The 24526-nt window shown below is 68.2% G+C and carries 18 protein-coding genes and 1 pseudogene; 15 read left to right on the forward strand and 4 right to left on the reverse strand.

From position 1 onward, the window contains the following. Positions 1–22: 22 nt before the first annotated feature. Entirely contained in the window at positions 23–1363 is a 1341-nt protein-coding gene (locus ACFVV1_RS22570; RefSeq protein WP_389991926.1) for a carboxylesterase/lipase family protein, read from the forward strand. A gap of 690 nt (positions 1364–2053) precedes the next feature. Here ACFVV1_RS22570 and ACFVV1_RS22575 read toward each other — a convergent pair. Continuing rightward, positions 2054–3877, reverse strand: a complete 1824-nt coding sequence (locus ACFVV1_RS22575; RefSeq protein ID WP_389992124.1) for a glycoside hydrolase family 5 protein — start codon at positions 3875–3877, stop codon at positions 2054–2056. Between the two features lie 874 nt (positions 3878–4751). Here ACFVV1_RS22575 and ACFVV1_RS22580 point away from each other — a divergent pair. The 3 genes from ACFVV1_RS22580 to ACFVV1_RS22590 are packed head-to-tail and all read left to right on the forward strand — an operon-like array spanning position 4752 to position 7694. Continuing rightward, entirely contained in the window at positions 4752–5282 is a 531-nt protein-coding gene (locus tag ACFVV1_RS22580; protein ID WP_389991929.1) for a hypothetical protein, read from the forward strand. 44 nt (positions 5283–5326) lie between these two features. After that, the gene (locus tag ACFVV1_RS22585; protein ID WP_389991931.1) at positions 5327–6340 is read left to right on the forward strand and encodes a hypothetical protein; all 1014 of its coding nucleotides are present in this window, start codon (positions 5327–5329) and stop codon (positions 6338–6340) included. A gap of 19 nt (positions 6341–6359) precedes the next feature. Further along, positions 6360–7694 carry a Dyp-type peroxidase gene (locus ACFVV1_RS22590; protein WP_389991933.1) on the forward strand — a complete coding sequence of 445 codons (1335 nt, stop codon included), beginning with the start codon at positions 6360–6362 and terminating at the stop codon, positions 7692–7694. Between the two features lie 521 nt (positions 7695–8215). Here the strand turns inward: ACFVV1_RS22590 and ACFVV1_RS22595 are convergent. Continuing rightward, positions 8216–9721 (reverse strand): long-chain fatty acid--CoA ligase, encoded by a 1506-nt coding sequence (locus ACFVV1_RS22595; protein ID WP_389991936.1) that lies wholly within the window; start codon positions 9719–9721, stop codon positions 8216–8218. Positions 9722–9753: 32 nt separating this feature from the next. Beyond that, positions 9754–10839, reverse strand: coding sequence for a TauD/TfdA family dioxygenase (locus ACFVV1_RS22600; protein ID WP_389991939.1), 1086 nt, complete (start codon positions 10837–10839; stop codon positions 9754–9756). 364 nt (positions 10840–11203) lie between these two features. Here ACFVV1_RS22600 and ACFVV1_RS22605 point away from each other — a divergent pair, with 364 nt between their 5' ends. The 8 genes and pseudogenes from ACFVV1_RS22605 to ACFVV1_RS22640 all read left to right on the forward strand — a co-directional run bounded on the left by ACFVV1_RS22605 (position 11204) and on the right by ACFVV1_RS22640 (position 19766). Then, positions 11204–12226, forward strand: coding sequence for an AraC family transcriptional regulator (locus ACFVV1_RS22605; RefSeq protein WP_389991941.1), 1023 nt, complete (start codon positions 11204–11206; stop codon positions 12224–12226). Between the two features lie 386 nt (positions 12227–12612). Then, positions 12613–13671 (forward strand): 3-keto-5-aminohexanoate cleavage protein, encoded by a 1059-nt coding sequence (locus ACFVV1_RS22610; protein ID WP_389991944.1) that lies wholly within the window; start codon positions 12613–12615, stop codon positions 13669–13671. 69 nt (positions 13672–13740) lie between these two features. Further along, on the forward strand, positions 13741–14712 hold the full coding sequence (locus ACFVV1_RS22615; protein ID WP_389991947.1) for a quinone oxidoreductase family protein: 972 nt from the start codon (positions 13741–13743) through the stop codon (positions 14710–14712). A 39-nt stretch (positions 14713–14751) separates the two neighbouring features. Next, the gene (locus tag ACFVV1_RS22620; RefSeq protein WP_389991950.1) at positions 14752–15669 is read left to right on the forward strand and encodes a TauD/TfdA dioxygenase family protein; all 918 of its coding nucleotides are present in this window, start codon (positions 14752–14754) and stop codon (positions 15667–15669) included. Between the two features lie 150 nt (positions 15670–15819). Then, a pseudogene (locus ACFVV1_RS22625) lies at positions 15820–16113 on the forward strand (MFS transporter); the annotation flags it as partial. Between the two features lie 79 nt (positions 16114–16192). Continuing rightward, a complete protein-coding gene (locus tag ACFVV1_RS22630; RefSeq protein ID WP_389991953.1) occupies positions 16193–17032 on the forward strand; it encodes an MFS transporter in 840 nt (279 codons plus the stop codon). Continuing rightward, entirely contained in the window at positions 17029–17613 is a 585-nt protein-coding gene (locus ACFVV1_RS22635; protein ID WP_389991955.1) for an RBBP9/YdeN family alpha/beta hydrolase, read from the forward strand. The genes ACFVV1_RS22630 and ACFVV1_RS22635 overlap by 4 nt, the downstream gene beginning before the upstream one ends. A 167-nt stretch (positions 17614–17780) precedes the next feature. Further along, positions 17781–19766, forward strand: a complete 1986-nt coding sequence (locus ACFVV1_RS22640; RefSeq protein ID WP_389991958.1) for an acetoacetate--CoA ligase — start codon at positions 17781–17783, stop codon at positions 19764–19766. 379 nt (positions 19767–20145) lie between these two features. Here the strand turns inward: ACFVV1_RS22640 and ACFVV1_RS22645 are convergent, their stop codons facing one another. Next, complete coding sequence (locus tag ACFVV1_RS22645) at positions 20146–20934, reverse strand: IclR family transcriptional regulator (protein WP_389991961.1); 789 nt, start codon at positions 20932–20934, stop codon at positions 20146–20148. A 151-nt stretch (positions 20935–21085) separates the two neighbouring features. On the opposite strand from ACFVV1_RS22645, the gene ACFVV1_RS22650 reads away from it, so the two are divergent. The 3 genes from ACFVV1_RS22650 (at position 21086) to ACFVV1_RS22660 (ending at position 24490) form a co-directional block, all read left to right on the forward strand. Further along, entirely contained in the window at positions 21086–21649 is a 564-nt protein-coding gene (locus ACFVV1_RS22650; protein ID WP_389992126.1) for a dihydrodipicolinate synthase family protein, read from the forward strand. A gap of 106 nt (positions 21650–21755) precedes the next feature. Next, positions 21756–23093: a gluconate:H+ symporter gene (locus tag ACFVV1_RS22655; RefSeq protein ID WP_389991964.1), complete on the forward strand. Its 1338-nt coding sequence runs from the start codon at positions 21756–21758 to the stop codon at positions 23091–23093. A 53-nt stretch (positions 23094–23146) separates the two neighbouring features. Continuing rightward, positions 23147–24490, forward strand: coding sequence for an enolase C-terminal domain-like protein (locus ACFVV1_RS22660; RefSeq protein WP_389991966.1), 1344 nt, complete (start codon positions 23147–23149; stop codon positions 24488–24490). The last annotated feature ends 36 nt before the right edge of the window (positions 24491–24526 follow it).

The following is a 24526-nucleotide window of genomic DNA, read 5'->3' on the forward strand; positions in this document are numbered from 1 at the left end:
CCTCACCACAGGAGCCCCTCCCATGACCGACATCGTCGTCCGCACCGGCCACGGCCCGGTGCGGGGTGAACACCGCACCGATGGCACCCTTCGCTTCCTCGGCATTCCCTACGCGCAGCCCCCGGTGGGCGAACTGCGGTTCGCGGCGCCGGTGCCGCCGACCCCCTGGACGGAGCCGCTGGATGCCAAGGCGTACGGGCCGACGGCGCAGCGCCGTCCCTTCGCCGAGGTCACCACGATCCCGGAGCCTTCGATCCCGGGTGAGGGGGTGCTGAACCTCAATGTGTTCACTCCGGCCGCCGACCCGGAGACGGGCCTGCCGGTCCTCGTATGGATCCACGGGGGCGGCTACGTGGCCGGATCGGCGGCCAGCCCGTGGTACGACGGGAGGGCGTTCAACCGGGACGGGGTGGTGCTGGTGTCCATCGGCTACCGGCTGGGAATCGAGGGCTACCTGCAACTGGAGGATGCCCCGGACAACCGGGGGGTACGGGACTGGATTGCCGCACTGGAGTGGGTGAGGGACAACATCGCGGCGTTCGGCGGCGATCCGGCGAAGGTGACCATCGCCGGACAGTCCGCGGGCGGTGGCGCCGTCCAGACCCTGCTCGCGGTTCCGGCGGCCCGGGGACTCTTCCGGGCGGCCCTCTCGGTCTCCGGAGCGGTCATGCGGCCCCAGGGCAGGGACTTGGCCGAGAAGGTGTCGGCACTGTTCACCTCCCGTACCGGCGTCCCGGCCACCGCCGCCGCCCTGCGCGACCTCACCGGCGACGAACTCCTCGACCTTCAGGACCGGTTGTGCGAGCCCGGTCCTGATAGCGACGCGATGCCGATGCCGCTCCTCGCCCCCTTCGCGGACGGCGAACTCGTCCCCGAGCCGGTGCACGAGGCGCTCGTCGACGGCGAGGCCGGTGAGGACATTCCGTTGATGCTGGGTTTCACTGCCCACGAGTTCCACATGATCGAGCCCCCCGAGCTGGGCGCGGCCCTCACCGACGAGATGTTCCGGGCCCCCGCCCTCGCGATCGCCGAGGCCCGCGCCCGCACGGGCCGCCCGACCTGGCTCTATCAGTTCGAATGGCAGGCCACCGCGCCTGCCTTCGAGGGCCTGGCGCACCACTGCGTGGACCTGCCCTTCGCCTTCGACCTCCTGAACGCTCCCGGCGTTCCCGAGGCCCTCGGCGACCACCCTCCCCAGCCGCTCGCCGACGCCCTGCACGAGTCCTGGGTGCGGTTCGTCCGCGACCTCGATCCGTCCTGGCCGAGCTACACCCCCGACACCCGTGCGACCCGGATCTGGTCCGCCGAACCCCATACGGCCCACGACCCCCTGCGCGATCTGCGGGAGCGCTTGTCCGCGTGACGGGCGTCCGGGCCCTGATCGAGCCACGAGCTCGATCAAGAATTCACACAGTTCCTGACTTGATCTCCGACCTCGTCGTTTCGGTTGGCGTGTTGAGGCGTCGCGGACTGTCAACTGTCAGCTGGTCGGGGTGTTTTCTCTGTTCGGGCATGGTGGGCCCCGGAGCGATGGTCGGGTTCTCCGGGGTCCTTCGGGTCGTGGGGTGCGGCCGTTCCCGGCGCACGATGATGCGGGTGCCGGCCGGACAGCCGTCCAGATCGACCATGCCGGTCAGCTCGGCGCTCTCGGCGCCGTCGCATCGTCCCGGTCTGGTCCAGGGCGGGATGCCGGAGGCGGTCGGACACGGCCCGGACAGCACGGCGGACCGGCTCGGTCGACCGGGAGCCTGCGGGCGATTTGCTCCGGGCGATTTGCTCCGGGCTCGACGAGGTCGCCCAGCGCCGGTCCTGCCGGCGACCGTGCCGACGCCCGACCCCCTCCGCCGCCGCTTCGGCCAGGCTCGCGACGAGGGCACCCCGAACGCCCGAATGGCGAGGCCATCGCTTCAGGGAGGGGTGACCCCGCCACGCGCACCCGCGCTGCTCGTGCGTCACACAGCCGCGGTCTGCCCAGCCGTCCGTACACGGAACCGCAGCGCTCGGCCGAGCAGGTCGTCCGGAGACCGCCGTCGGTTCTTCCCGATCGCGAGGGTCAGCCGTCAAGCTTCCGGCACAGAAGGGCGTCCGGGGTCTTCCCCTTGGCCCAGGCGGAGGTGAAGGCGACACCCGCCACATACTCATCGGTACGGCACTGGCCCTTGAAGTTGCCCAGGGCGAACCCGCCGCCCGGCTCCCCGGCAGGCCGGTTGTCTCCACGGTCGAACCAGACGGTCCGACCACTCGTCCCGAGCGTGCGGCCCGCGGGAGTGCACAGGACCGCCGACACCTCCTGGCCTCGGACGCTGTACCCGGAGATGAACTGGTTTACTCCGCACTGGTACTTGGTGTAGCCACCGGCCCAGTCGCCCTGCTGGACGTTGCGTTCGTCGCGCACCACCGTGGACTGCGCACTGGCAGGGACGGTCAGGGAAGTTCCGGCGTCGGTGCACAGACCCCGACCACCGCTGTGGGCCAGACCGGTGAGACGCTGGCCGTCGGGGCACACTCCTTTACGGGCTCCCGGATCCCAGTCTCCCCGGGCACGTGTCCGGAGTGACTGGACCGCGTCCGCGTGATCGAGGTTGAGCATGTCCCACGTATCGGCAACCGCGACCGGGCCGCTCTTCTGCGGTGCGCCGACGAGGCGGCTCCAGTGGGCCGCGCGCCAGTCACCGCCGCCGGGAATCCCCGACCGGCGACCCTGCGCGTCGTAGTTCAGGATCGACCAGGTGCCGTGTCCGGTCCATCCGACCAGCGGCCAGTAGGCGAAGTCGGCGTCCCGGTCGATCAGATAGTCCACGAAGCTGCCGAACCATGCGCGGGCCTGCGGGTTCGTCTCGTCACTGCCGATACCGAACTCGCTGATCCATACCGGCGCGGTGAAGTGACGGCCGGTCTCGCCGGTGACGAAGAGCGCCTGGCGGTCCAGCGTCGCGAACAGTTCTTCGCGGGACAGCTCCTGATAGCGCGGATCGTGGGTCTCGCCGAGCCCGTCGGCACCGGTGTGGTTCGGACCCGTGTACCCGTAGAAGTGCGCCGCGTACACGAGCTTGTTCGAAGCCACCAAAGTGTGCGACACGGTTCGCACCGGCTCCAGTGTGGGGCGCCAGTGGGAGAACCCGTCGAGGGGGATGCCCTGCCAGTTGATGCCTTCGACGATCACCAGCAGGTCGGGGTTGGCCTCGGTCAGGAGCCGGTCACCGAGGCGTTGGGAAGCGGTCCACCAGTCGTGGTCGTTGCCCCAGTTCCAGTTGGCGTCGTCGGTGACGGTACGGCGGACCTCGTTGTAGAGGTCGGCTCCGACGACGCGCTTGTTGTCCTTGTAGCGGCGGGCGAGGGTGATCCAGTCGTTCTCCCACTGCGCGGTGGACTGACTCGTGTTCCAGCGCTCGTTGCCGTCCAGGCCGCAGCAGAAGCGCGAGGTGTTGGTGTGGTTGTTGAGGACCACCGCGAAGCCTTCCGCTGTCGTGGCGGCGATGACGGCGTCGAAGACCTGGAGCGGCGTCTTGTCCCGCAGCTGCGGATTGGCGGCGACCGAGGCGTCGGAGACCGGCCGCTGATCGTGCAACATTTCGTTCGAGAACGGCAGGCGGATGCTGTTGATGCCCAGCTCGTGGAAATCGGCGAGGATCGCCTGGACCGGCGCGCGATCCAGACCGAGCGGCATCTGGTCGGCCTTCTCGCCGTCATGATGGTTCGCCGGCTCGTTGATGTCTCCGGACCCGTTCCAGGACCCCTGTGCGCCATGCCAGTTCGCGGACTTGAGCTTGAAGCGGTTGCCGGAGGCGTCGACGACGTACCGACCGCGAGTGCTCAGGGGTGCGGTCCACGCATCGGCCAGGCTGTCCGTGTCGTCCGCGGCCGGTAACCGGGTCATGGGCGGCGGCGCGCTCGTGGAAGCAGCCGCCGTGGCGGGCCCGAGCGCTCCGAGGAGCAGCGCCCCTGACAGCAGTGCCGGGAACAGGGTTCGTCTCACTGTGTCCTCCGGAGGACAGGGAACCGATACGAGGGGTTGGCGCTGTGCGAGCTGCCGGACCGGCGCCTTGCACCGGGCAACCGTAAGGTGCGTCCGGTGGCAGGGCTACCCTCTCCGGATGGACTGCGAGCCGATACACCACGGCCGACTCCGAGGCGGCACTTCGTGGATGTCGCTGGACCGAGCTGTCGGAAGCGTCGTGATCGGGTCCGGCGCAGAGGGGCGAGCCGGCCACGAACGTACGGGAGTTGCTTGTCTTCCTCGTCGGCGCGCCCATCGCGGTGCCGCGCGAGGATGCCGACCTGTCGGAGAGTTCCGCGCTGGACCGCGGAGTCGGCTTCCGGGTCGTGAATGCCGAGCGCTGTCTCGACGGTCACGACGTCGTGCGGGATGTGCGGGCGGCCGCCATGGCGGGTCTCGAGCTTCGTCTGGTCGACTCGCTGCCGCTGAAGATGGTCGTGTCGGACCGGGAGCGTGCCATGGTGCCACCGGACATGGCGGACTCCGGCGGTGAGCCGAGCGCAATCGTGGTGCACCGCAGCGGCCTGCCGGCGGCCCTGGTCCATCTCTCCGTACGGCGCCTTCCGTCTCGATACGGACAAGTGCCTGGAACTGTCCTTGACCACTTCTGCGGCGGGCTTCCGCCAAGCTGCCGACGGCGTGCCCGCACGCGAGGCCGGGATCACGACGGTGCTGCTCACGAGGCGGATGGGCCTGCTGCATGGGACAATCAGAGGGATTGTTCCCGGCCGAAACATGGCGGGAGGGAGCGGACATGGAGATCAAGCCGCAGGCGGCCGTCATCCCCGAGATCGACCAACTCGAGCAGGGGAAATACGGTCCCGTGTTTCCGAAGACACCGGCGTGCTACGGGTTCACCATCGTCGCGAAGGTCAAGCCGGGCCGGGCCGACGCGATGCGTGAGTACGGCCACACTCTGGCCGAGGCTTTGGAGGAAGACCCCCATCTCCTCGCGCCACTGAAGTTGCACTACCTGCGCTGGGTGCTCTTCGACGACGACACGCGCTTCATGTATCAGGGGATCTTCGACACCGACTTCGACAAGTACACCGAGGACGCCATTGCGCTTTTCGGCAAGGCGGGGGTCAACACGGCCTTCGAGAACCTCGAAGGGTTTCCCGAGGACTGGCGGACCAACCCCGAGGCGTTCGGCAGGTTTGTGCGCGAACACCACTGTCCGAGCTTCATCGAGTACGGGGAGTACCCGTACGTGTCCGCTGATGAGATCAAGAAGGCTCTGCGGATCAAGGGTGCCCTGTCGGAGATGCTCGACCAGCTGCAGTGAGAGCGGGCTGTCGTGTGCTTGTCCCATTGCGGATCGGAGACGAGATGAGTGAGGTCAGGACCGCGCGCACCTACAACCAGAACCATGTCCCGCGCGAATACACCCCGGGCCGGCGACGGGTGAGCATCTACGTCTCGTGGAGCTATCCGGCCGAGGCGGGCAGGAATCCGTCCGAGCTGGACAACCGGTTCTCCACCATGACCGAGGTCCGGCGGGTGGCCTGGCCTGCCTACGAGGACCCGAAATGGTCCGACCCGTTGCAGTTCCAGCAGGGCATCGCCGGCTCACTGGAATTGTTCTTCTGGGCCTGGGTGCCGTTCCAGCAGTTCGTCGAAGAGGTCACCGGGCACCCCGTCCCGGTGTATCAGCGCATCGACCAGGCCGGTTTCCGGAACCCGCTCGACGAGCGCGTACTGGCCGACACCGACACTCTCTTCGTGTTCGGGCTGGACCACATGGTCACCGGGCAGGAGGCCCGGCCCGAGGAGGTTGAGGCACTGCGTGCTTTCCTCGGCCGGGAGGATGCCTGTCTTGTCCTGGGGCCTCACCACGACGTCGGGGCATCGGACGATCTGGCCGTGCGGGACGTGGAGTACCACCACCACGGCGATCCCTTGGTCCCCCGCCAGCAACGATTCGCCGCCTACGTCCGTGGCTTGATGCAGAGCCTCGCGGTGCCGGTCGAGAACTGTTACGGACTGCGACCCGCGGTGCGGGAGAAGAACAAGATCGCCCCGCTCTCCACGGTGAGGGACCTGGACGCGAAAGGGTGGCTGGACGGGGTGACGAACTTCAACTTCCACCAGCACCTTCCGCATTACGCCGTGACGACCGACGAGCCGGATGTCATACGCGTGCTGGCCCGGCAGCCGATCGACACCTCCAGGCCGCATCCGTTCATCGAGGCAGGCAACACCGAGTTCAACATGTTCCTGTGGATGCCGCCGAGCGGTGAGCGGGCCGGCGATGTGCTGCTGGCGGACTCCACGATCTTCAGTTCGCTGTTCGGCGGTGACGAGAGTCTGCGGAACTTCTGGCGGAACCTTGTCTCGAAGTAGTGTCGCAGGGAGGCGAACCGTGAGTGGGTCTGAGCAAACTGCGTTGGAACTCGACGATGTTCAGCGCGGAGTTCTCAGCCCTCGCCCGACCCCCTACGCGGCGACCTACCTTGTGTTCCGCGTCGATGACCGGCCGGCCGGCCGGAAGCTGATGCGGCGCGCGAGCGCGGTGGTGACCTCCGCCGCCGACTCGGTCAGCCCCCAGGGGGACACCTGGGTCAGTGTCGCGGTCACCTTTCACGGGCTCAAGGCCCTGGGTGTGCCGAGCGCATCGCTGGACACGTTCGCCTGGGAGTTCCGGCAGGGGATGGCCGCCCGGGCCAAAACGCTGGGCGATGTCGGCGAGAGCAGCCCCGAGAACTGGGAAGCGCCGCTGGGCACGCCGGACGTCCATGTGGTGCTCACGGCGGTCGCGCCCGACCCCCCACGGTTGGAGGCGGCCCTCGAACGGGCCCGCCCCGCGTACGACCACCTTTCCGGTGTGACCGCGATCTGGCGGCAGGACTGCTACGCGCTGCCCACCGAGACCGAGCATTTCGGCTACCGCGACGGCGTCAGCCATCCAGCCGTCGAAGGAAGCGGCATCGCCGGGTCGAACCGGCTGGAAGTGCCTTTGAAGGCGGGGGAGTTCGTGCTCGGCTACCGGGACGAGATCGGCGGTCTTCAGACCCTGCGGCCGGAGGTGCTGGGACGCAACGGCAGCTACGCGGTCTTCCGTAAACTCCACCAAGACGTCGCCGCGTTCCGGCGCTGTCTGCGGGACAACGCCACTTCTCCTGAAGACGAGGAACTGCTCGCGGCCAAGATCATGGGACGCTGGCGCAGCGGAGCCCCCCTCGCGCTCAGTCCGCAACACGACGACCCCGCTCTCGGTGCCGACCGGCACCGCCGCAACACCTTCCTGTACGAGCGGGACGATCCGGCGGGATTCATCACGCCCGGCGGCTGCCACATCCGCCGGGCCAACCCCCGCGACGCGTCGGTGGCGGGTGAAGTGCGACTGCACCGCATGATCAGACGCGGCGCCGTCTACGGTCCGCCGCTGCCCGAGGGAGCCCTGGAGGACGACGGGGCCGACCGCGGCCTGATGTTCGCGTTTATCGGGGCGCACCTCGGGCGGCAGTTCGAGTTCGTCCAGTCGGAGTGGATGAACGACGGCGTCTTCTTCGGCGCCGGCAACACCAAAGACCCCGTTACCGGATCCCACGACGGCGTCACCGGCTTCACGATTCCCCGGCGGCCGCTGCGACGGCGCCTCACCCCACTGCCGCGGTTCGTCGTCACCCGCGGCGGCGAGTACTGCTTCCTGCCGAGCCTGAGCGCCCTGCGCTGGCTCGGGGAACTCCAGAACTGACAGTGCGGTCACGTGCGCCGTGGCACCACCCCGAGGTGCACCGCCGCCCGAGGGCGCGTTCGGTGGGCGAGGCCTCGGCCATGGAGCCATCGCCGCAGGTGGCGGTAGTCGAAGCCACAGTCGCTGTACGCGGGCGCCGCGGCGTGTCGTGGGGGCGGTGAACGCCGGCCGCCACGACACGCCGAGGAAGACCCGGTCAGTCAGGATCAGGGCCTTCTCGGGTGGCTCGACTGTCAGCGGCATTCCAGCACGTGCCGTCCAGCGCCACCAGCCGCAGCCCACGCCAGAACGCTCCCGGCGTCTGCTCGTTGGCCGGCGCCGGGCGGTGGCGGCCAACAGCACCATCAGCGGCTCCGAAACCGGCCGTCGCCCGGCTTGGAACAGCGAGGATTTGACGGGCGTCCGGCACGATTCGCGCAGCCTGGTTCCGCACAGACCGTCGACCAGAAGCTGCACCGCGCTGCCCACGCCGCTGTACACGCAGCGTCTTCCTGCGGTTGCCGCCGTCGAACCAGATCGGTTCAGTCCGTGGAAGCCTTCTGCTTGACGACGATCTCCCGCTTGAGGATCTTGCCGGTTGCTCCCTTGGGGAGTGCGTCGGTGAATGTGACGATCCGCGGATACTTGTAGGCCGCCACCCGCTGTTTGACATGGTCGCGTATCTCATCGGCTGTGATCTGTGCACCGTCCCGGAGGGTCACGACGGCGGCTATCTCCTCTCCGTAGGTCTCGTGCGGCACGCCGACTACCGCGGCTTCGGCGACGGCCGGGTGTTCGTAGAGCACCTCCTCGATCTCACGTGGGTAGACGTTGTATCCGCCGCGGATGATGAGGTCCTTCTTCCGGTCGACGATGAAGTAGTAGCCGTCCTCGTCGACACGGGCCAGGTCGCCGCTGTGGAACCACCCGTCCCGGATGGCATCCGCGGTCGCATCCGGACGATTCCAGTAGCCCTTCATCACGTTGTCGCCGCGGATCGCGATCTCCCCCACCTCACCCGGGCCCACCGAGGTGCCGTCGTCCGCCACGACCTTGAGCTCGACCCCGCGGATCGGGAGACCGATCGAGCCGGCCTTGCGTGGCCTGTCCGGGGGGTTGAACGACGCGACGGGCGAAGTCTCCGACAGCCCATAGCCCTCCAGCACCGTGACGCCGAATGTCCGTTCGAAGTCGTGCAGTACCTCGACCGGCAAGGAAGCACCGCCGGAAACGGCCAGGCGCAGTCGTGAGAGGTCGTAGCCGTCCGGGATCCCGGTGCGGAGCAGGGCTGTGTACATCGTGGGGACGCCCAGGAAGATGGTGGCCCCGTCCTGATGCGTGATCTCCAGCGCCTTGGCCGGCTCGAACCGCGGCAGCAAGGTCAGAGTGGCGCCCGCGGCGACGGCGGTGTTGAGAGCGCAGGTCTGCCCGAAGGCGTGGAACAGCGGCAGGCCCCCGAACAGTACGTCGCCCGGCCCGACGTGGAGCAGCGTCTCGGCCGCGGTGGCCGCGTTGGTCATCAGGTTGCGGTGGGTCAGCTCGGAGCCCTTCGGGGTTCCTGTCGTGCCGGATGTGTAGAGAATCACGGCAGTGTCGTAGTCCGCCCGGTCGGCGACGTGAGGCATCGGTTCGGTGGCCCGCACCGCGGTGTCGAACGCCGTCGAGTCGGTGACCAGGCAGTCGGCCCCGACTTCCGCCGCGGCCTTTGCGACCTCGTCCGCGCACCGCGGGAATGCCACCACGATCCGCGATCCGGAATCCCGGAGAGTGAAGGCTATTTCACGGGCCTTCAACAGCGGATTCATCGGTACCACCACGCCACCGCAGCGGAGGATGCCGTAGTACGCGACCGGAAAAGAGGTGACGTTGGGCATGACCAACGCGACGCGATCGCCCGGCCGCACGCCCCTGGTCTGCAAAAGTGTGGCGAACCGGGCGCTCTTGTCGTTGAGTTGGGCATAGGTGAGGGCGATCTCGTCCTGACGGACGGCGACGCGATCGCCGTCGGCCCGGGCGGATTCGGCCAGGAGCGTGGCGAGGTTGTTCATTCGGTTTCCTCTTCGGTCCGGGTCGGTGGCGGTCACCGTTGGTGGCGGCAGCCGCCGAGGCTCGCGGAGTTCTGTGTCGTGATCACGTCGCGGGGGGCAACCCCGCCGCGATCGGGGCCGCTGCCGGTGCTGTGCGGATCTCCCCAGAAGTCGGACGGCAGGGCGCGTCCCTGCCGCACGGCCAGCCACAGCCGCAGGACGTGGCGCTTCAGTTCGGGCTCGGCGAAGTCCTCGTATTCCGTGCGGGAATGAAGAACCGCATGGTTGTTGAGGAACAGGAGGTCGCCGACCTCGAAGTCGACCTCGAGCCGGAGCTCCGGTGACCCTGCCAGTGCGTCGACGAGGTCGAACAGCTCCACGTCCGTCGGCTCCAGGTGGGGAACGTCAGGAAAGCGCTGTGCGGATTCGAGGTAACAGCGGTTGTAGCGCATGCTGAGTTTGCCCCCGCTCCAGGACACGAGCGGGACCGCGGCGTACGGGCGCTCGCCAGGGGCTTGCTCCTCCCGTAGGTCGAGGGAATGTGTGCGGTACAGCCGCTCGAGCAGATCCGGTCGCCGTGCCAGGACGGCGTTGTAGACCGCTGCCGAGCTGACGACGGCGGTCCGTGCGCCGGAGCGGGCCGCTCGCAGGCACAGCAGCCCGAGAGCATCGGACCCGTCGGTGTGGAACGGCAACCTCGCTCTGGTCTGATATCCGCGCGTTCCCGCGTCGGCAGGACTACGGCCGGTGTCCCGGGCGTGGCCGAGCATGTGGCCCGATGCGTTCTGCGACACCGGAACACCCAGGTACTGGCCCAATCCCCAGAAAATGGTGCTCGCCGCCGCCTGGCTGTATCGCTCGACCGGAATGCGTTTGATGAGCACGAATCCGCGTCCGTTCTCCAGTACGCCGGCGATGCGTTCCAGTTCGCCCGCCAGGGTCGGCAGCGGAAAGTCACCGGCGGTCATCCTCAGCAGCGGAAGGCCTCGGGAACGCACCGCGCGCAGGGCCGCCTCAAGTTCGTCGATCTGCGCCGGCGAGAGTTGCAGGACCCATTCCTCGGAGTCCGCCAGGTCCGGACCCGCCCACACGGCCGGCCCGGTGCAGGGCCGACGCAGCACGTTGATCACGCTCGTCATGGTGACCTCCCTCAGGTCGTACGTCTCTCTTCGGACTCGTGTGCAGCTCATTGCCGGCTGGAACAGAAATCTTGCGTACGACCTCTCTCCTTTCCTTGTGGAATATTTCTGACGGATTCGGTGCGTGTCCTTGTCCAGAATTCATTGGTCCGCAGGAAATTCCGTGCCGCCTCTTCAGGGCTGGTCAGCACTTGGATTTGTTTGCGATGGTGCTCCCCGCTGGATTTCCGATCGGCCGGGACGCCGTATCCAGGCCGAGAACCCCACCGCAGTGGTGCAACGCTAGGTCACGACGTGGCCCATGGCTTGACGTGACGTGACATCTCACTTATCACTTGGGGACAGAGCCCCCTGGAGCGCACCCATGAAGCCTCTTGTCCGCAATGCAGCGCTGAACAACTATGTCGAGGTCAGCCAGTCGCTCGGCATCGATGCGCGGGCCCTGATGAAGCGCGTGGGCCTGGACCCTGTCGGCCTCGCGGTCCAGGACAGATGGATCCCCGGCGCGGCGGTCGCGCAGCTGCTGGAACTCTCGGCGGCGGCCTCACGGCGCGCAGACTTCGGCCTGCTCCTCGCCGAGCGACGCAGCTTCTCCAATCTCGGTCCCATCAGTCTGGTCCTGCGCGACGAGCCCGATGTCCGCAGTGCCCTCGAACTTCTCGTCCGCCATGAGCACATGTACAACGAGATGCTCCGCAGCCGGCTCTCCGGGGCGAACGGCCTGGCCACCCTCAAGGTGAGCCTCGAGCTGGGTGAGGCCATGGCCGCCCGCCAGGCCACGGAGCTGGCCGTGGGCGCCTTCCACGGGGTCCTCCGCAGCTTTCTCGGTGCCCGGTGGCAGCCGTTGTCCGTGTGCTTCACGCACGACGCGCCGGCGGATCCCGGTACCCACCGGCGCCTCTTCGGCCCCGTAGTGGAATTCGACCGGGAGTTCAACGGGATCGTCTTCTACGCCAGCGATCTCAAGGCTCCCAACCCCATGTCGGATCCGCTGCTGCGTACCTACGCCCGGCAGTATTTCGAGTCCATCGCGGTCTCGAAGGACACCACCGTGCTGGACCGCGTGCGTGAGCTGATCGAAGTCCTGCTGCCTACCGGGCGCTGTTCGATCGAGCAGGTCGCCGACAGCCTCGGCATCGACCGGAGGACGATCCACCGGCACCTCGCGGCCTCGGGCGAGACGTTCTCCTCCGTTCTCAACGCCACACGAACCCAGCTCGCGGAGCAACTCGTGGCGAACCCGCGCCGCTCGTTCACGGAGATCTCCGGACTCCTGGGATTCTCGGCACCGAGTGCTTTCTCGCGCTGGTTCCGCGAGCGGTTCGGCTCCAGCCCGAGGGAGTGGCGGGTCCGCGGGACCAGGCAGCAGCCTTCCGGCGAGGAGTGACCACCCAGGTTTCTGCACAGGGGCGTGGAACGGCCGTTCACGCCATAACTCGGCACTTCCCTGACTGGGGCTGGGGACAACGGCCGCGAGGGAAAGTCATGTCCCCAAGCGGTAAGTCTTCTGTCACCCTCGGTCAAGCGCGCGCCCTGGCCCGCCCTTAACGTTGCCTCACCGCAAGGGACACGGCCGGTCCCACGGGGACGGGCAGAAACCCTGCCCGCAGCCGAATGATCCCTCCCGGGCCTGTTGATCGTATCCGAGACCCCGGCGAGCCCGGGAACCCCGTCTGCATTCCCGCGTCCGCTCCTCGCAAGCCCTCCGGGCCTCGCATCGAAGGCAGTGATGCGTGCGGCGAGTGAAGACCCATCCGACAAAGGAGATGGACCATGCACTTCTTCGACGACTCCCTGTATCCGGAGAACCAGGAGAGGCTGGTCATCCAGGCCGCGCCCTACGGTCCGGAGTGGTTGCCCGGTGACGCCGACGACCTACCGCTCACCATGGACGAGCACGTGCAGGCGGCGGTCGACTGCTACAACGCCGGTGCAACGGTGCTGCACATCCACGTGCGCGAGCTGGACGGCCACGGATCCAAGCGCATGTCCATGTTCAACGAGCTGATGGCCCGGCTGCGTGAGGCCGTGCCGGACATGGTCCTGCAGATAGGCGGGTCGATCTCCTTCGCCCCCGAGGACGAGGGCGGCGACGCCAAGTGGCTCAGCTACGACACCCGCCACATGCTGGCCGAGATCACCCCCCGGCCGGACCAGGTGACGATCGCGATCGGCACCAACCAGATGAACATCGTCGAGCTCTTCGACGACGAGGACATCGAGGGCACCTCCATCGCGAAGCCGGCCATGTACAAGGCCTACCGCGACATGGTCGTCGAGGCCGGGCCGGACTTCTACCTCGAACACCTCACGCGGCTCCGCGCCAGCGGCATCCAGCCGCACTTCCAACTCGCCAACATGGCTCAGCTGGAGACCGTCGAGCGGCTGATCCGCAAGGGCATCTACAGCGGGCCGCTGGTGCTCAACTACGTTGCGATCGGCGGCGGTTTCGCCGGCCGGCACCCGGCCGACCTGATCGAGTTCATCCGCCGTGTCCCGGACGGTGCCGTGCTCACCATCGAGGCATCCATGCGCGCGGTGGCGCCGATGAACGCGATCGGCATCGCCCTCGGCACGCATGTGCGGGTGGGCAACGAGGACAACCTGTGGCGGCACAAGGGCGAGCGGATGTCCTCCGTGGAACAGGTCGAGCAGATGGTCAAGATCGCCCATGCGCTCGGGCGTGAGATCGCCACCGGGCAGGAGGCGAAGAAGATCTACAAGATCGGCGAAGTGTACTCGGACGCCGACGAGACCCTGGCCCAGCTCGGCATGGTGCCCAACCGCCGCCCCGGCCAACGCGGTTCCATACTGCGCGACCTCAAGAGCTGACCCGACCCCCACGGGCGGCGGTCCGGGTTCCCGTCCCGCCGCCCCGCACACGAGCAAACGGAGCACGCCTTGGTACACGCCGTTCGATTCCACGAAACCGGTGGCCCTGACGTCATGCGGTGGGAAAAAGTCACCGTCGGCGACCCGGGTCCGGGCGAGGTACGGATCCGGCACGTCGCCGTCGGACTCAACTTCGCCGACACCTATTTCCGCACAGGCCTGTACCCGGCTCCGCTGCCTGCGGGGCTCGGAGTGGAGGCTTCGGGTGTGATCGAGGCCGTGGGCGCGGGTGTGTCGCATGTCACCGAGGGCGACCGTGTGACCTACACCGGCAGTCCGCTGGGTGCGTACAGCACGGAGCGGGTCATGCCCGCGGATTCACTGATCAAACTGCCGGACGAGATCGGCTGCGAGACCGCCGCGGCGATGACCATGCGCGGACTCACCTCGGCGTACCTGCTGCGCCGGATCCACCCGCTGAACTCCGGCGATACCGTGCTGCTCCACGCGGCGGCCGGCGGCGTCGGTCTGATCGTCTCCCAGTGGGCGAAGCTGCTCGGCATCACGGTGATCGGCACGGTCTCCAGCGAGGAGAAGGCCGAGGTCGCCCGCGCCCACGGCTGCGAGCACATCATCTACTACCGGCGCGAGAACGTGGCCGAGCGGGTGCGTGAACTGACCGACGGCAAGGGCGTCCCGGTCGTCTTCGACAGTATCGGCAAGGACACCGTCGCCGGATCCATGGCCTCGCTGCAACGCCGCGGCCTGCTGGTGTGTTTCGGCACAGCCTCCGGAGTCCCGCCGCTCGACGCCATGCAACTGGCCATCCACGGCTCGCTGTTCGTGACGCGCCCCGCGCTGGCCGACTACATCGCCGAGCCGGCGGAGCGGGAAGCCCTGGCCGGGGAGCTGTTCGGACACGTCGCGGCCGGCCGCATCAAGATCAAGACCAACCAGCGCTACGCCCTTCAGGACGCGGTACAGGCCCATCGTGACCTGGAAGCGGGACGGACCACGGGATCTTCCGTCTTCGCCGTCTGAGCTCGCCGTGCCCCGCACGTCACCCCCAGGAGTGAGCACATGCCCCAGACCGCCCGCCCGAAGGAAGACACGCCCGCCCTGGTGCGTCCGGGCGTCCTCCGTACCTCGATCAAGGTTGAGCCGCTGACCTGCACCATCGGTGCCGAACTGTCCGGTGTGAACCTCGGCGACGCCGCGCGCGACGGCGACCTGTTCGCCGAGATCAAGGCGCTGCTGCTGGAGTACAAGGTCCTGTTCCTGCGTGACCAGGACATCACGCGCACCGAACACATCGCCTTCGCCGGGCGCTTCGGCCCGCTGGAGGACCATCCGGTGGTCGGCAGCGACCCCGACCACCCAGGGCTGGTCCGCATCTACAAGGATCTGGACAGCAAACCCGAGCACTACGAGAACGCGCTGCACTGCGACGCGACCTGGCGCGCGTGCCCGCCCATGGGCGCCGTGCTGCGCTGCGTGGAAACTCCGGAGGTGGGCGGTGACACGATCTGGGTCAACATGGCTGAGGCCTACCGCAGGCTGCCGGAGCACATCAAGACGCAGATCGCGGGCCTGCGTGCGCGGCACAGCATCGAAGCGACCTTCGGCGCTGTGATGCCGACGGAGCAACGTCACCAGCTGAAGGCCCGCTTCCCGGACCCGGAGCACCCGGTGGTGCGTGCCCACCCGGAGACCGGCGAGCAGATTCTCTTCGTCAACGCCTTCACCACGCACTTCGTCAACTACCACACGCCCGAGAACGTGCGCTTCGGCCAGGACTACGCGCCGGGAGCGGGCAGTCTCCTGAACTACCTGATCAGCCAGGCGGCCGTCCCCGAGTACCAGGTGCGCTGGCGCTGGCAGAAGAACAGCGTCGCCATCTGGGACAACCGCTCCACCCAGCATTACGCCGTCCAGGACTACTGGCCCGCCGTCCGCAAGATGGAGCGCGCGGGGATTGTCGGCGACGGACCTTTCTGAGCCCCGACCAGAGACGAAAAGGTGATGCCCATGGGACTGCACACTGCCGGCACAACGGTGCCGGCGACGTCTCCCGCCCCGCCGGCTGTATCCCGTAGCTATGCCTGGCTGGTGTTCGCGCTCGGTTTTGGGCTTCTGCTGTCCGACTACATGTCGCGACAGGTCCTCAACGCGGTCTTTCCCCTGCTGAAAGCGCAATGGCTGCTCTCCGACGCCGAGTTGGGCTCTCTCAGCGGCATCGTGGCCCTGATGGTCGGTGTGCTCACCTTCCCCCTGTCGCTTCTGGCGGACCGCTGGGGCCGGGTCAAGATCTTGGTCATCGCCGCGACGGCGTGGAGCCTGGCGACCCTGGGCTGCGCCATTTCCGCGAGCTACGGCCAGATGTTCCTGGGCCGGTTCATGGTGGGCGTCGGAGAGGCGGCCTACGGGAGCGTCGGCATCGCGGTGGTCCTCAGCGTGTTCCCCATCGGTTTGCGGGCCACGCTCTCCGGAGCCTTCATGGCAGGGGGGGGCGTTCGGATCCGTGCTGGGCGTGTCGGTCGGCGGTGTGATCGCCCAGGAGCATGGCTGGCGCTGGGCGTTCGGCGCCATGGGAATCCTCGGACTGGTCCTGGCCGCGGTCTACGGCCTCGTGGTCACCGAGAAGAGGCTGGGCCCGGCGTCCATCCGTAACAGCGCCATGTCCGGCGAACGCACCCCCATCCGGACCCAGCTGCCGAAGCTGTTCTCCTCGGTCTCCGTGGTCTGCGCCTACATCGGCAGCGGGCTGCAGATGTTCATCGCAATGGCCCTGCTCGCGTGGATACCCAGTTTCCTCAACCGGTACTACGACATGCCTCCTGCGAAGGCCGGCCTGGCCGCCGGGGTCTTCGCGCTGATCAGTGGCATCGGCATGATCCTCTGCGGGATCGTCGCGGACCGCGTCAGCCGGAAGGCCGCGGCCCGGAAGTGGATCGTTGCGATCGTCTGCGCTCTCGGGTCGTTCGTGCTGCTGATGGCGGGATTCCACCTGGCGGTCGGCCCGCTGCAGCTCGTGCTGATCGCGGCCGGGACCCTGGTGGCCGGCGGCACCGCTGGTCCGGCGGCCGCCATGGTGGCCAATCTGACCCCCGCCGCCATCGCGGCGACGGCCTTCGCCACCCTCACTCTGGCCAACAGCCTGCTCGGGCTGGCCCCCGGGCCCGCGGTGACGGGCATGCTCGCGGACCACCTGGGCCTGCTCGGCGCACTGCAGTTGATCCCGCTCGTCGCGCTCGCGGGCAGCGTGGCCTTCACCATCGGCAAGTTCTCCTACGAAAATGACCTGCGCCGCCTGGGGCTGCTCCCCGACCTGGCGCCCAAGACCCCGGAGTTGCAGTCATGAGTCTCAGTGCACAGCCGACGGTCGTCATCGTCCCCGGACTGCGCGATCACGTGCCGGACCACTGGCAGACCGTCCTCGCCAACAAGATCGCCGACGCCCGAACCGTTCCCCCGCTGGAGAAGGACAGGCTGAGCCGCGACGCCCAGGTCGCCGCACTGGACAAGGCGCTGACGGACATCTCCGGGCCCGTCGTACTGGTTGCCCACAGTGCCGGGGTGATGACCACCGTGCACTGGGCGCAACGACACCGGCGTCCCGTCAAGGGCGCACTGCTGGCGGCGCCGCCGGACTTCGACACGCCGCTGCCGGAGGGCTACCCCACCCTGGAAGCCCTGCGCGAAAACGGCTGGACGCCGACGCCGCGGACACCCCTGCCCTTCCCCAGTATCGTCGCGGCGAGTACGAACGACCCCCTGGCCGCTGCCGATCGCGTTGCCGATCTCGCCCGGGCATGGGGGAGCCGCCTCGTGGACCTCGGCGCGGTCGGACACCTCAACCCTGCCTCCGGCTACGGCGCATGGCCCCGGGCGGAGGAGCTCGTCCGCGAGCTCGGCCAAGCCTCGTCCGGCATATCCGCCTGACCGGCCACGGCCTTACCCACGCTCCCTCCTGCCGGCCCCGGGCAGGGAGGAGCCGTGCGCCCCCGGCGCCCATCGCCATAGGCATGCCGGTCCGTCCCGTAGGTATTTCCCCCGGCCGGCCTCCGCGTATTGGTCCCCACCCGCACGACCCCGCCCTGGAGGCGCTGATGAGTACCGATGCCGACCCGCTGTGGTCCCCCAGCCGCTCGACGGCCGAAAGCTCCAACATCGCAGGCTTCATGCGCTGGCTTAGTGAAACGCGGGTACTGTCCTTCTCCGACTACCCGGAACTGTGGCGGTGGAGCACCACCGACGTGCCCTCCTTCTGGGCAGCTGTATGGGAGTTCTACGGCCTCGACGCCGTCAGCGGCTACGAGGAGGTGCTGGCCGACGCGTCGATGCCTGGAGCCTCCTGGTTCGGGGGAGCGCGGATGAACTTCGCCGAGCAATGCTTCGCCCGTACCACCGACGAGCGCCCGGCCCTGATCAGTGTCTCCGAAGGCGGCGTTCCGGTGGAGACGTCGTGGCGGCAGCTCGGACGCGACGTCGCCGCTGTCGCCGCATCCCTTCGCGAGATGGGCGTGGGGCCTGGTGACCGCGTTGCCGGTTACCTCCCGAACACGTCGCATGCCGTGGTCGCGTTGCTGGCCAGTGCCGCTGTCGGCGCGGTGTGGACCGTGTGCTCGCCGGACTTCGGTACGGCCAGCGTGCTCGCGCGGCTGCAGCAGGCGCAGCCGACGGTTCTGGTGGCCGCGGACGGCTACTTCTACGGGGGGAAGAAATTCGACCGACGTCCGGCGGTCGCTGAGATCGTGGACGGGCTGCCCACGGTCCGGCATCTGATCGCGGTCGGCCACCTCTGCACGTCATCAACCACCTCACCGTGGTCGCAGCGGTCTCGGCTGGAGCAGCACACGTGGTCCACGCTTCTCGACAACCAGGCCGAACTCACCTTCGCCGACGTCGCCTTCGACCACCCCCTGTGGATCTTGTGGTCATCGGGTACCACGGGCGTGTCGAAGGGCATCGTGCAGGGTCACGGCGGCATCGTCGTCGAACTGCTCAAGGCCCTCGGCCTCGGCGCCGACCTGCGGAGCGACGACCGCTACTTCTTCCATACGTCCACCAGCTGGATGGTGTGGAACTTCATGGTCGGCGGCCTGCTGCACGGTGCCACGATCGTCCTGTACGACGGCAGCCCCACGTACTCCGACGTCAATGGCGTCTGGAAGGTCGCCGAACAGACGCGCGCGACGATGGTCGGCGTGGGAGCGGCCTACCTGGTCGCCGCAGAGAAAGCGGATGCACACCCGGCAGCTGAGATCGACCTGAGCGCTCTGCGGTCCATCCTGCAGACCGGCTCGTCGCTTCCCGACAGCACATGGCGCTGGGTCTACGACCGTCTCGCCCCCGACGCCTGGCTGCAGTCCATCTGCGGAGGGACTGACATCTGCTCGGTCCTCGCGGGGGGTTCCCCGCTCCTGCCGGTGCGGGCCGGCCGGATCCAGTGTCCCGCGCTCGGTGTTGCCATCGCCGCCTGGGATGCCTCCGGACAGCCGCTTGTCGGGGAGCAGGGGGAGTTGGTGGTGACGGCACCGCTTCCCTCGATGCCGTTGCACTTCGTCAACGACCCGGAGAATCAACGCTATCTGGCGAGTTACTTCGATGTATACCCCGGAGTCTGGCGGCACGGGGATTGGGTCACGGTCGACCCGGACCTGTCGGTCGTGGTGGCGGGGCGTTCGGATTCAACACTCAACCGTATGGGCGTGCGGATGGGGTCCGCCGACATCTACGCCGTCATCGAGCAGCTTCCCCAGATCGCAGACAGTCTGGTGATCGGCGCCGAACTGCCGGACGGCCGGTACATCATGCCGCTCTTCGTCGTCCTCGCCGAAGGGGAATCAGTCGACGACACACTTCGGAGTACCATCGCGACGTCGATCAAACACACGCTCTCACCTCGGCACGTTCCGGACGTCATCGTTCCGATAGCCGCCGTGCCGCGCACCTTGACCGGGAAGAAGCTGGAGGTCCCCGTCAAGCGCATCATCCAGGGAGCTCGCGCCGCCGATGTGACCGCCGAGGGCGCCGTCACCCACCCCGAGATGCTGGCCTGGTTCGAGGGGTTCGCCAGCAGGCTACCTTCCTGATACCGAAGCGGACGCCGAGGTGGTAAAAGATCTGCCTGTTACTGAGAGCCGGGCCGGGGCGGAGACCCGTTCCACATCGGCCGGTCGCTGAGCAGTGGACGCCTCGGTCTCCAGCTGGGCCAGAACCGCGTAGTGGCGTTGCGGATCTCATCACTGCAGTCTCCGCTGCGCGGCGCGAACTCGTGCCGGCGCTCCGTAGAACAGGTCCGCATCCCCAGGCAGCGGTTTCGGGCTCGACGGCAGGTGCGAACGCGCCCGGTGTGTCGCGGTGGCCGTCTCCGGGAGTGTCACCACGCCGAAGGCGGGTTCGAAGTCGTCGCCGAGCCGCCGCGTCCTGACCGCTTGGCCGGAGAGGACCGGTTGGAGGCGCGTCGGTGGGTCAGCGCCAGTCGGGAGCGCCTGAGGCGGGCGACAGGACACTCTCGATCTTCGTCCGCGTCTCCCGCATGACCGTGACGATCCGGGCCCCGTGCTCCTCGCTGAGTCGTGCTACCGGCACCGAGCAACTGATGGCATCGGTGGCCGGTGAGTCGTACCGCAGGGCGAAGCCGAAGCCGGCGATGCCAGTTACTGTCTCCTCGCGATCGATGGAGTAGCCGCGCTCGCGCACTGTGGCCAGGTCGGCGAGCAGCGCGGCGTGTTCGGTGTGCGTGTTCTCCGTGAGGGCCGCCAAAGGGGCGTCGGGGAGCGGGAGTCGGTCGTCGGGGCGCTCGGCGAGCAGCGCCTTGCCGAGTGCACCGGCGTGGGCCGGGATCCGGCGGCCGACGCGGCTGATGGTGCGCAGGTACTCGTGGGACTCGCGCGTGGCGAGGTAGACGACGTTCGAGTCGTCGAGCCGGGCCAGATGGATCGTCTCGCCGAGCGCGTCCGAAGCCTCGTCGAGGTAGGGGCGGACCGCGCGCACGTGCGGGTCGCTGTCCAAGTAGCTCGTGCCCGTGTGCAGGGCGCGGATCCCTATGCCGTAGAGGGATCCGGTCGTGTCGGAGCGCACCCAGCCACAGCCGACGAGGGTCTGCAGCAGTTGGTACATGCTGCTGCGCGGTACGGCCAGTTCCTCGGCGAGTTCGTCCAGACGGGCCGGCCGGTCGCCCCGTGCGGCGAGCAGTTCGAGCAGTTCGACGGTACGGGCCGCCGACTTCACTCCACGGACCCCGCTGTTCCCAGGCATGGCCACATCGTAGATCCGTGCTGTCGAACCCCTTGACCGTTTCCCGTTCAACCGCTTAGCTCCGTTCGCATACATATTCGCCATCTGCATATGAGGATGGGAGTGGTTCAGTGTGGAAACCGAAGGCATCGCTCAGCGGCTGCGCGAGGGCATGGCGGGCGGAGTGCTGTCCTTCCCCCTCACGAGCTTCCGGGACGACGGCAGCCTCGACCTGGACTCGTACCGGACGTATCTGACCGCCCAGGTGGCCACCGCACCCGGCGCGGTGTTCCCGGCCTGCGGAACCGGAGAGTTCAGCGCGCTGGACGAGGACGAGTACCGCGCGGTCGTCGAGGCTGCGGTCGACGTGGCCGATGGCCGACTTCCCGTGGTGGCGGGGATCCAGGCCCGCGCGTACGCCACCGTCGGCGTCCCGGCCGTCCACGCGTTCGCGCCCGAGATCGCCGACGCCTGCTTCACGGCCCTGCGCGACGGCGACAACGCGGCGGTGAGCAAGCTGCTGTGCGACTTCTGCATCCCGCTGGTCGAACTGCGCGACCGGGCCCCGGGTTACGCCGTGTGCCTGGTCAAGGCCGCGGCCCGGCGGCGCGGACTGCCGGTCGGCCCCGTACGCGCCCCGCTCACCGACCCCTGCCCGGCCGACCTCGCCGACCTGGAGCAGATCCCCGACGCCGGGCTGAACCTGGTCGGCGCCATTCGCCGACGTACCGCCTGAGACCGCCCGTCCACCGCCTCGGTCGACGGCTTCCGGCGAGGAGCCGCCGCAGTTCGGCGGTGGGACCACTCGATTCGACAATCAGACAGTTCAAAGGAGAACTGACATGCCGCTCTTCGTAGTCGGGATCAGCGTTCTGGTGTTGTTGTTCCTGATGACCCGGCTGAAACTCAACGGCTTCGCCGCGCTCCTGATCGTGGCGGTCGGCGTCGCGCTGGTCCAGGGGATTCCGGTGGCCGGCATCCCGGACGTCCTGGCGGAGGGCATCGGGGGGCAGATCGGCGACACGATGCTCACCATCGGGCTCGGCGCCATGGTCGGCCGGGTCATGGGCGACTCCGGAGCCGCCCAGCGGATCGCGGGCCGGCTGCTCGACGCCTTCGGCCCGCGCTGGGTCCAGGCGGCCATGGTGGTCACGTCCATGCTCATCGGTGTGACCATGTTCTATGAGGTCGCCTTCATCATCATCGTGCCTATCGCGTTCACGCTGGTCAGGGTCACCAGGGTGAACCTGCTGTGGGTGGGCCTCCCGATGTCGATCGCGCTGTCCACGATGCACAGCTTTCTGCCGCCGCACCCCGGCCCGACCGCCGTGGCCGCGACCTTCCACGCCTCCGTCGGCCACACCCTCTTCTACGGCCTCTTCATCGCCATACCGGCCGGTGCGCTCATCGCGCTGGTGTGGCCGCGCCTGCCGTTCGTCAGGGCGATGAATCCCTCCGTACCCAATGGCCTGGTCAGTGAGCGCGAGTTCACCGACGAGGAGATGCCCGGCATGGGCTGGTCGCTGTTCGTGGCCCTCTTCCCGGTGGTGCTGATCGCCGGCGCTGCCGTGACCGACATGGTCACGGCCGGCGAGAACTCGTTCCTGCACGTGGTTGCCTTCATCGGCTCGGCACCGATCGCGCTCCTGCTGACCCTCGTCCTGGCGGCCTGGGCGCTCGGGCCGCGGATCGGCCGCAGCATGGCGGACGTCAGCGCCTCCTGCTCCTCGGCGGCCCAGGCGATGGCGATGATCCTCCTGGTCATCGGCGCGGGCGGCGCCTTCAAGAACGTCCTCGTCCAGGGCGGGATCTCCGACTACATCAAGGACGTCACGCAGGGCTGGTCGGTCTCGCCGATCATCCTGGCGTGGCTGATCGCTGTCATCCTCCGCGTCGCGCTCGGTTCGGCAACGGTCGCCGTCGTCACGGCCTCCGGCGTGGTGCTGCCGCTCCTGGCGGGCAGCGGGACCCACCCCGAGATGATGGTGCTCGCCGTCTCGTGCGGGTCGATCGCCTTCTCCCACGTCAACGACCCGGGATTCTGGCTGTTCAAGGAGTACTTCAACCTCTCGGTCGTCCAGGCGATCAAGGTCCGCACCACCTATACGACGGTGCTCGCGGTCCTCGGCCTGGGCGGCGTCCTGGCCGGCGAATGGGTCCTCGACGTCCTCAGCCTCTGAAGCACCTGATCACAACGCCGCCTCCACCCTCGTATCCAAGGAAACCGACAAGCATGAGCCAGCCGACCATCACCCACTTCGCCGTCTATCCCGTCGCCGGCCGCGACTGCATGGAGCTGAACCTTTCCGGTGCCCACGGCCCCTTCTTCACCCGCAACATCGTCGTCCTCACGGACTCCGACGGCCGTACGGGACTGGGGGAGGTGCCCGGCGGCGAGAAGATCACCCAGACGCTGCGGGATGCCGGGGCACTGGTCGTCGGCGCGAAGGTGGGCGACTACAAGAGCGTCCTGCGCAAGATCGGAAGCCGGTTCGCCGACCGCGACTCGGGCGGACGAGGTGCCCAGACCTTCGACCTGCGGACCACCGTGCACGCCGTTACGGCCGTCGAGTCGGCGCTGCTCGACCTGCTCGGCCAGCACCTCGGCGTACCGGTCGCGGCTCTGCTGGGTGATGGTCAGCAACGGGATTCCGTAAGGGTGTTGGGCTATCTCTTCTACGTCGGCGACCCCGACCGCACGGACCTGGAGTACGTCCGGGAACGCGACTCGCACGTCGACTGGTACCGCATCCGGCACGAGGAGGCCCTCACGTCCGAGGCGATCGTCCGCCAGGCCGAGGCGGCCTACGGCCTGTACGGCTTCCGGGACTTCAAGCTCAAGGGCGGAGTCCTGACGGGTACAGAGGAGGTCGAGGCCGTACGCGCGCTCAAGGACCGTTTCCCCGCGGCCCGGATCACCCTGGACCCGAACGGCGCGTGGTCCCTGCGCGAGGCCGTCGAGCTGTGTTCACCGCTGGTGGGCACGCTCACCTACGCCGAGGACCCCTGCGGGGCGGAGGGCGGCTACTCGGGGCGCGAGGTCCTCGCCGAGTTCCGCCGCGCCACGGGCCTCCCGACGGCAACCAACATGATCGCCACCGACTGGCGGCAGCTGACCCATGCACTGGCCCTGCAGGCGGTGTCCATCCCGCTGGCCGACCCGCACTTCTGGACGATGCAGGGCTCGGTACGCGTGGCCCAGTTGTGCAACGCAATGGGCCTGACCTGGGGCTGTCACTCCAACAACCACTTCGACATCTCACTCGCCATGATCACGCACTGCGGCGCCGCGGCCCCGGGTGAGTACAACGCCCTGGACACGCACTGGATCTGGCAGGAGGGCCTGGAGCGGCTCACCGTCACCCCGCCACGGATCGTCGACGGTGAGATCGCCGTCCCCGACACCCCCGGCCTGGGGGTCGAACTCGACATGGGCCGCCTCCTCGCGGCCCACGAGCTTTACCGGAAAGAGGCGCTGGGGGCGAGGGACGACGCGGCCGCGATGCAGTACCTCGTGCCCGGCTGGACGTTCGACGCCAAGCGCTCCTGCCTGGTGCGCCAGCACCGGGCGGTGTAGTGAGCTGACGAGCAGGGCCCGAGAGCCGCGAGAGCC

It is taken from the genome of Streptomyces sp. NPDC058092 (assembly GCF_042884935.1).
Lineage (GTDB): Bacteria > Actinomycetota > Actinomycetes > Streptomycetales > Streptomycetaceae > Streptomyces.

Bases quoted from the DNA above. Each gene is read 5' to 3' on its own strand.
- ACFVV1_RS22570 (WP_389991926.1), top strand. From the start codon at position 23: ATGACCGACATCGTCGTCCGCACCGGCCACGGCCCGGTGCGGGGTGAA.
- ACFVV1_RS22575 (WP_389992124.1), bottom strand. From the start codon at position 3,877: ATGACCCGGTTACCGGCCGCGGACGACACGGACAGCCTGGCCGATGCG.
- ACFVV1_RS22580 (WP_389991929.1), top strand. From the start codon at position 4,752: ATGGAGATCAAGCCGCAGGCGGCCGTCATCCCCGAGATCGACCAACTC.
- ACFVV1_RS22585 (WP_389991931.1), top strand. From the start codon at position 5,327: ATGAGTGAGGTCAGGACCGCGCGCACCTACAACCAGAACCATGTCCCG.
- ACFVV1_RS22595 (WP_389991936.1), bottom strand. From the start codon at position 9,721: ATGAACAACCTCGCCACGCTCCTGGCCGAATCCGCCCGGGCCGACGGC.
- ACFVV1_RS22600 (WP_389991939.1), bottom strand. From the start codon at position 10,839: ATGACGAGCGTGATCAACGTGCTGCGTCGGCCCTGCACCGGGCCGGCC.
- ACFVV1_RS22605 (WP_389991941.1), top strand. From the start codon at position 11,204: ATGAAGCCTCTTGTCCGCAATGCAGCGCTGAACAACTATGTCGAGGTC.
- ACFVV1_RS22610 (WP_389991944.1), top strand. From the start codon at position 12,613: ATGCACTTCTTCGACGACTCCCTGTATCCGGAGAACCAGGAGAGGCTG.
- ACFVV1_RS22620 (WP_389991950.1), top strand. From the start codon at position 14,752: ATGCCCCAGACCGCCCGCCCGAAGGAAGACACGCCCGCCCTGGTGCGT.
- ACFVV1_RS22635 (WP_389991955.1), top strand. From the start codon at position 17,029: ATGAGTCTCAGTGCACAGCCGACGGTCGTCATCGTCCCCGGACTGCGC.
- ACFVV1_RS22640 (WP_389991958.1), top strand. From the start codon at position 17,781: ATGAGTACCGATGCCGACCCGCTGTGGTCCCCCAGCCGCTCGACGGCC.
- ACFVV1_RS22645 (WP_389991961.1), bottom strand. From the start codon at position 20,934: ATGCCTGGGAACAGCGGGGTCCGTGGAGTGAAGTCGGCGGCCCGTACC.
- ACFVV1_RS22650 (WP_389992126.1), top strand. From the start codon at position 21,086: ATGGCGGGCGGAGTGCTGTCCTTCCCCCTCACGAGCTTCCGGGACGAC.
- ACFVV1_RS22655 (WP_389991964.1), top strand. From the start codon at position 21,756: ATGCCGCTCTTCGTAGTCGGGATCAGCGTTCTGGTGTTGTTGTTCCTG.
- ACFVV1_RS22660 (WP_389991966.1), top strand. From the start codon at position 23,147: ATGAGCCAGCCGACCATCACCCACTTCGCCGTCTATCCCGTCGCCGGC.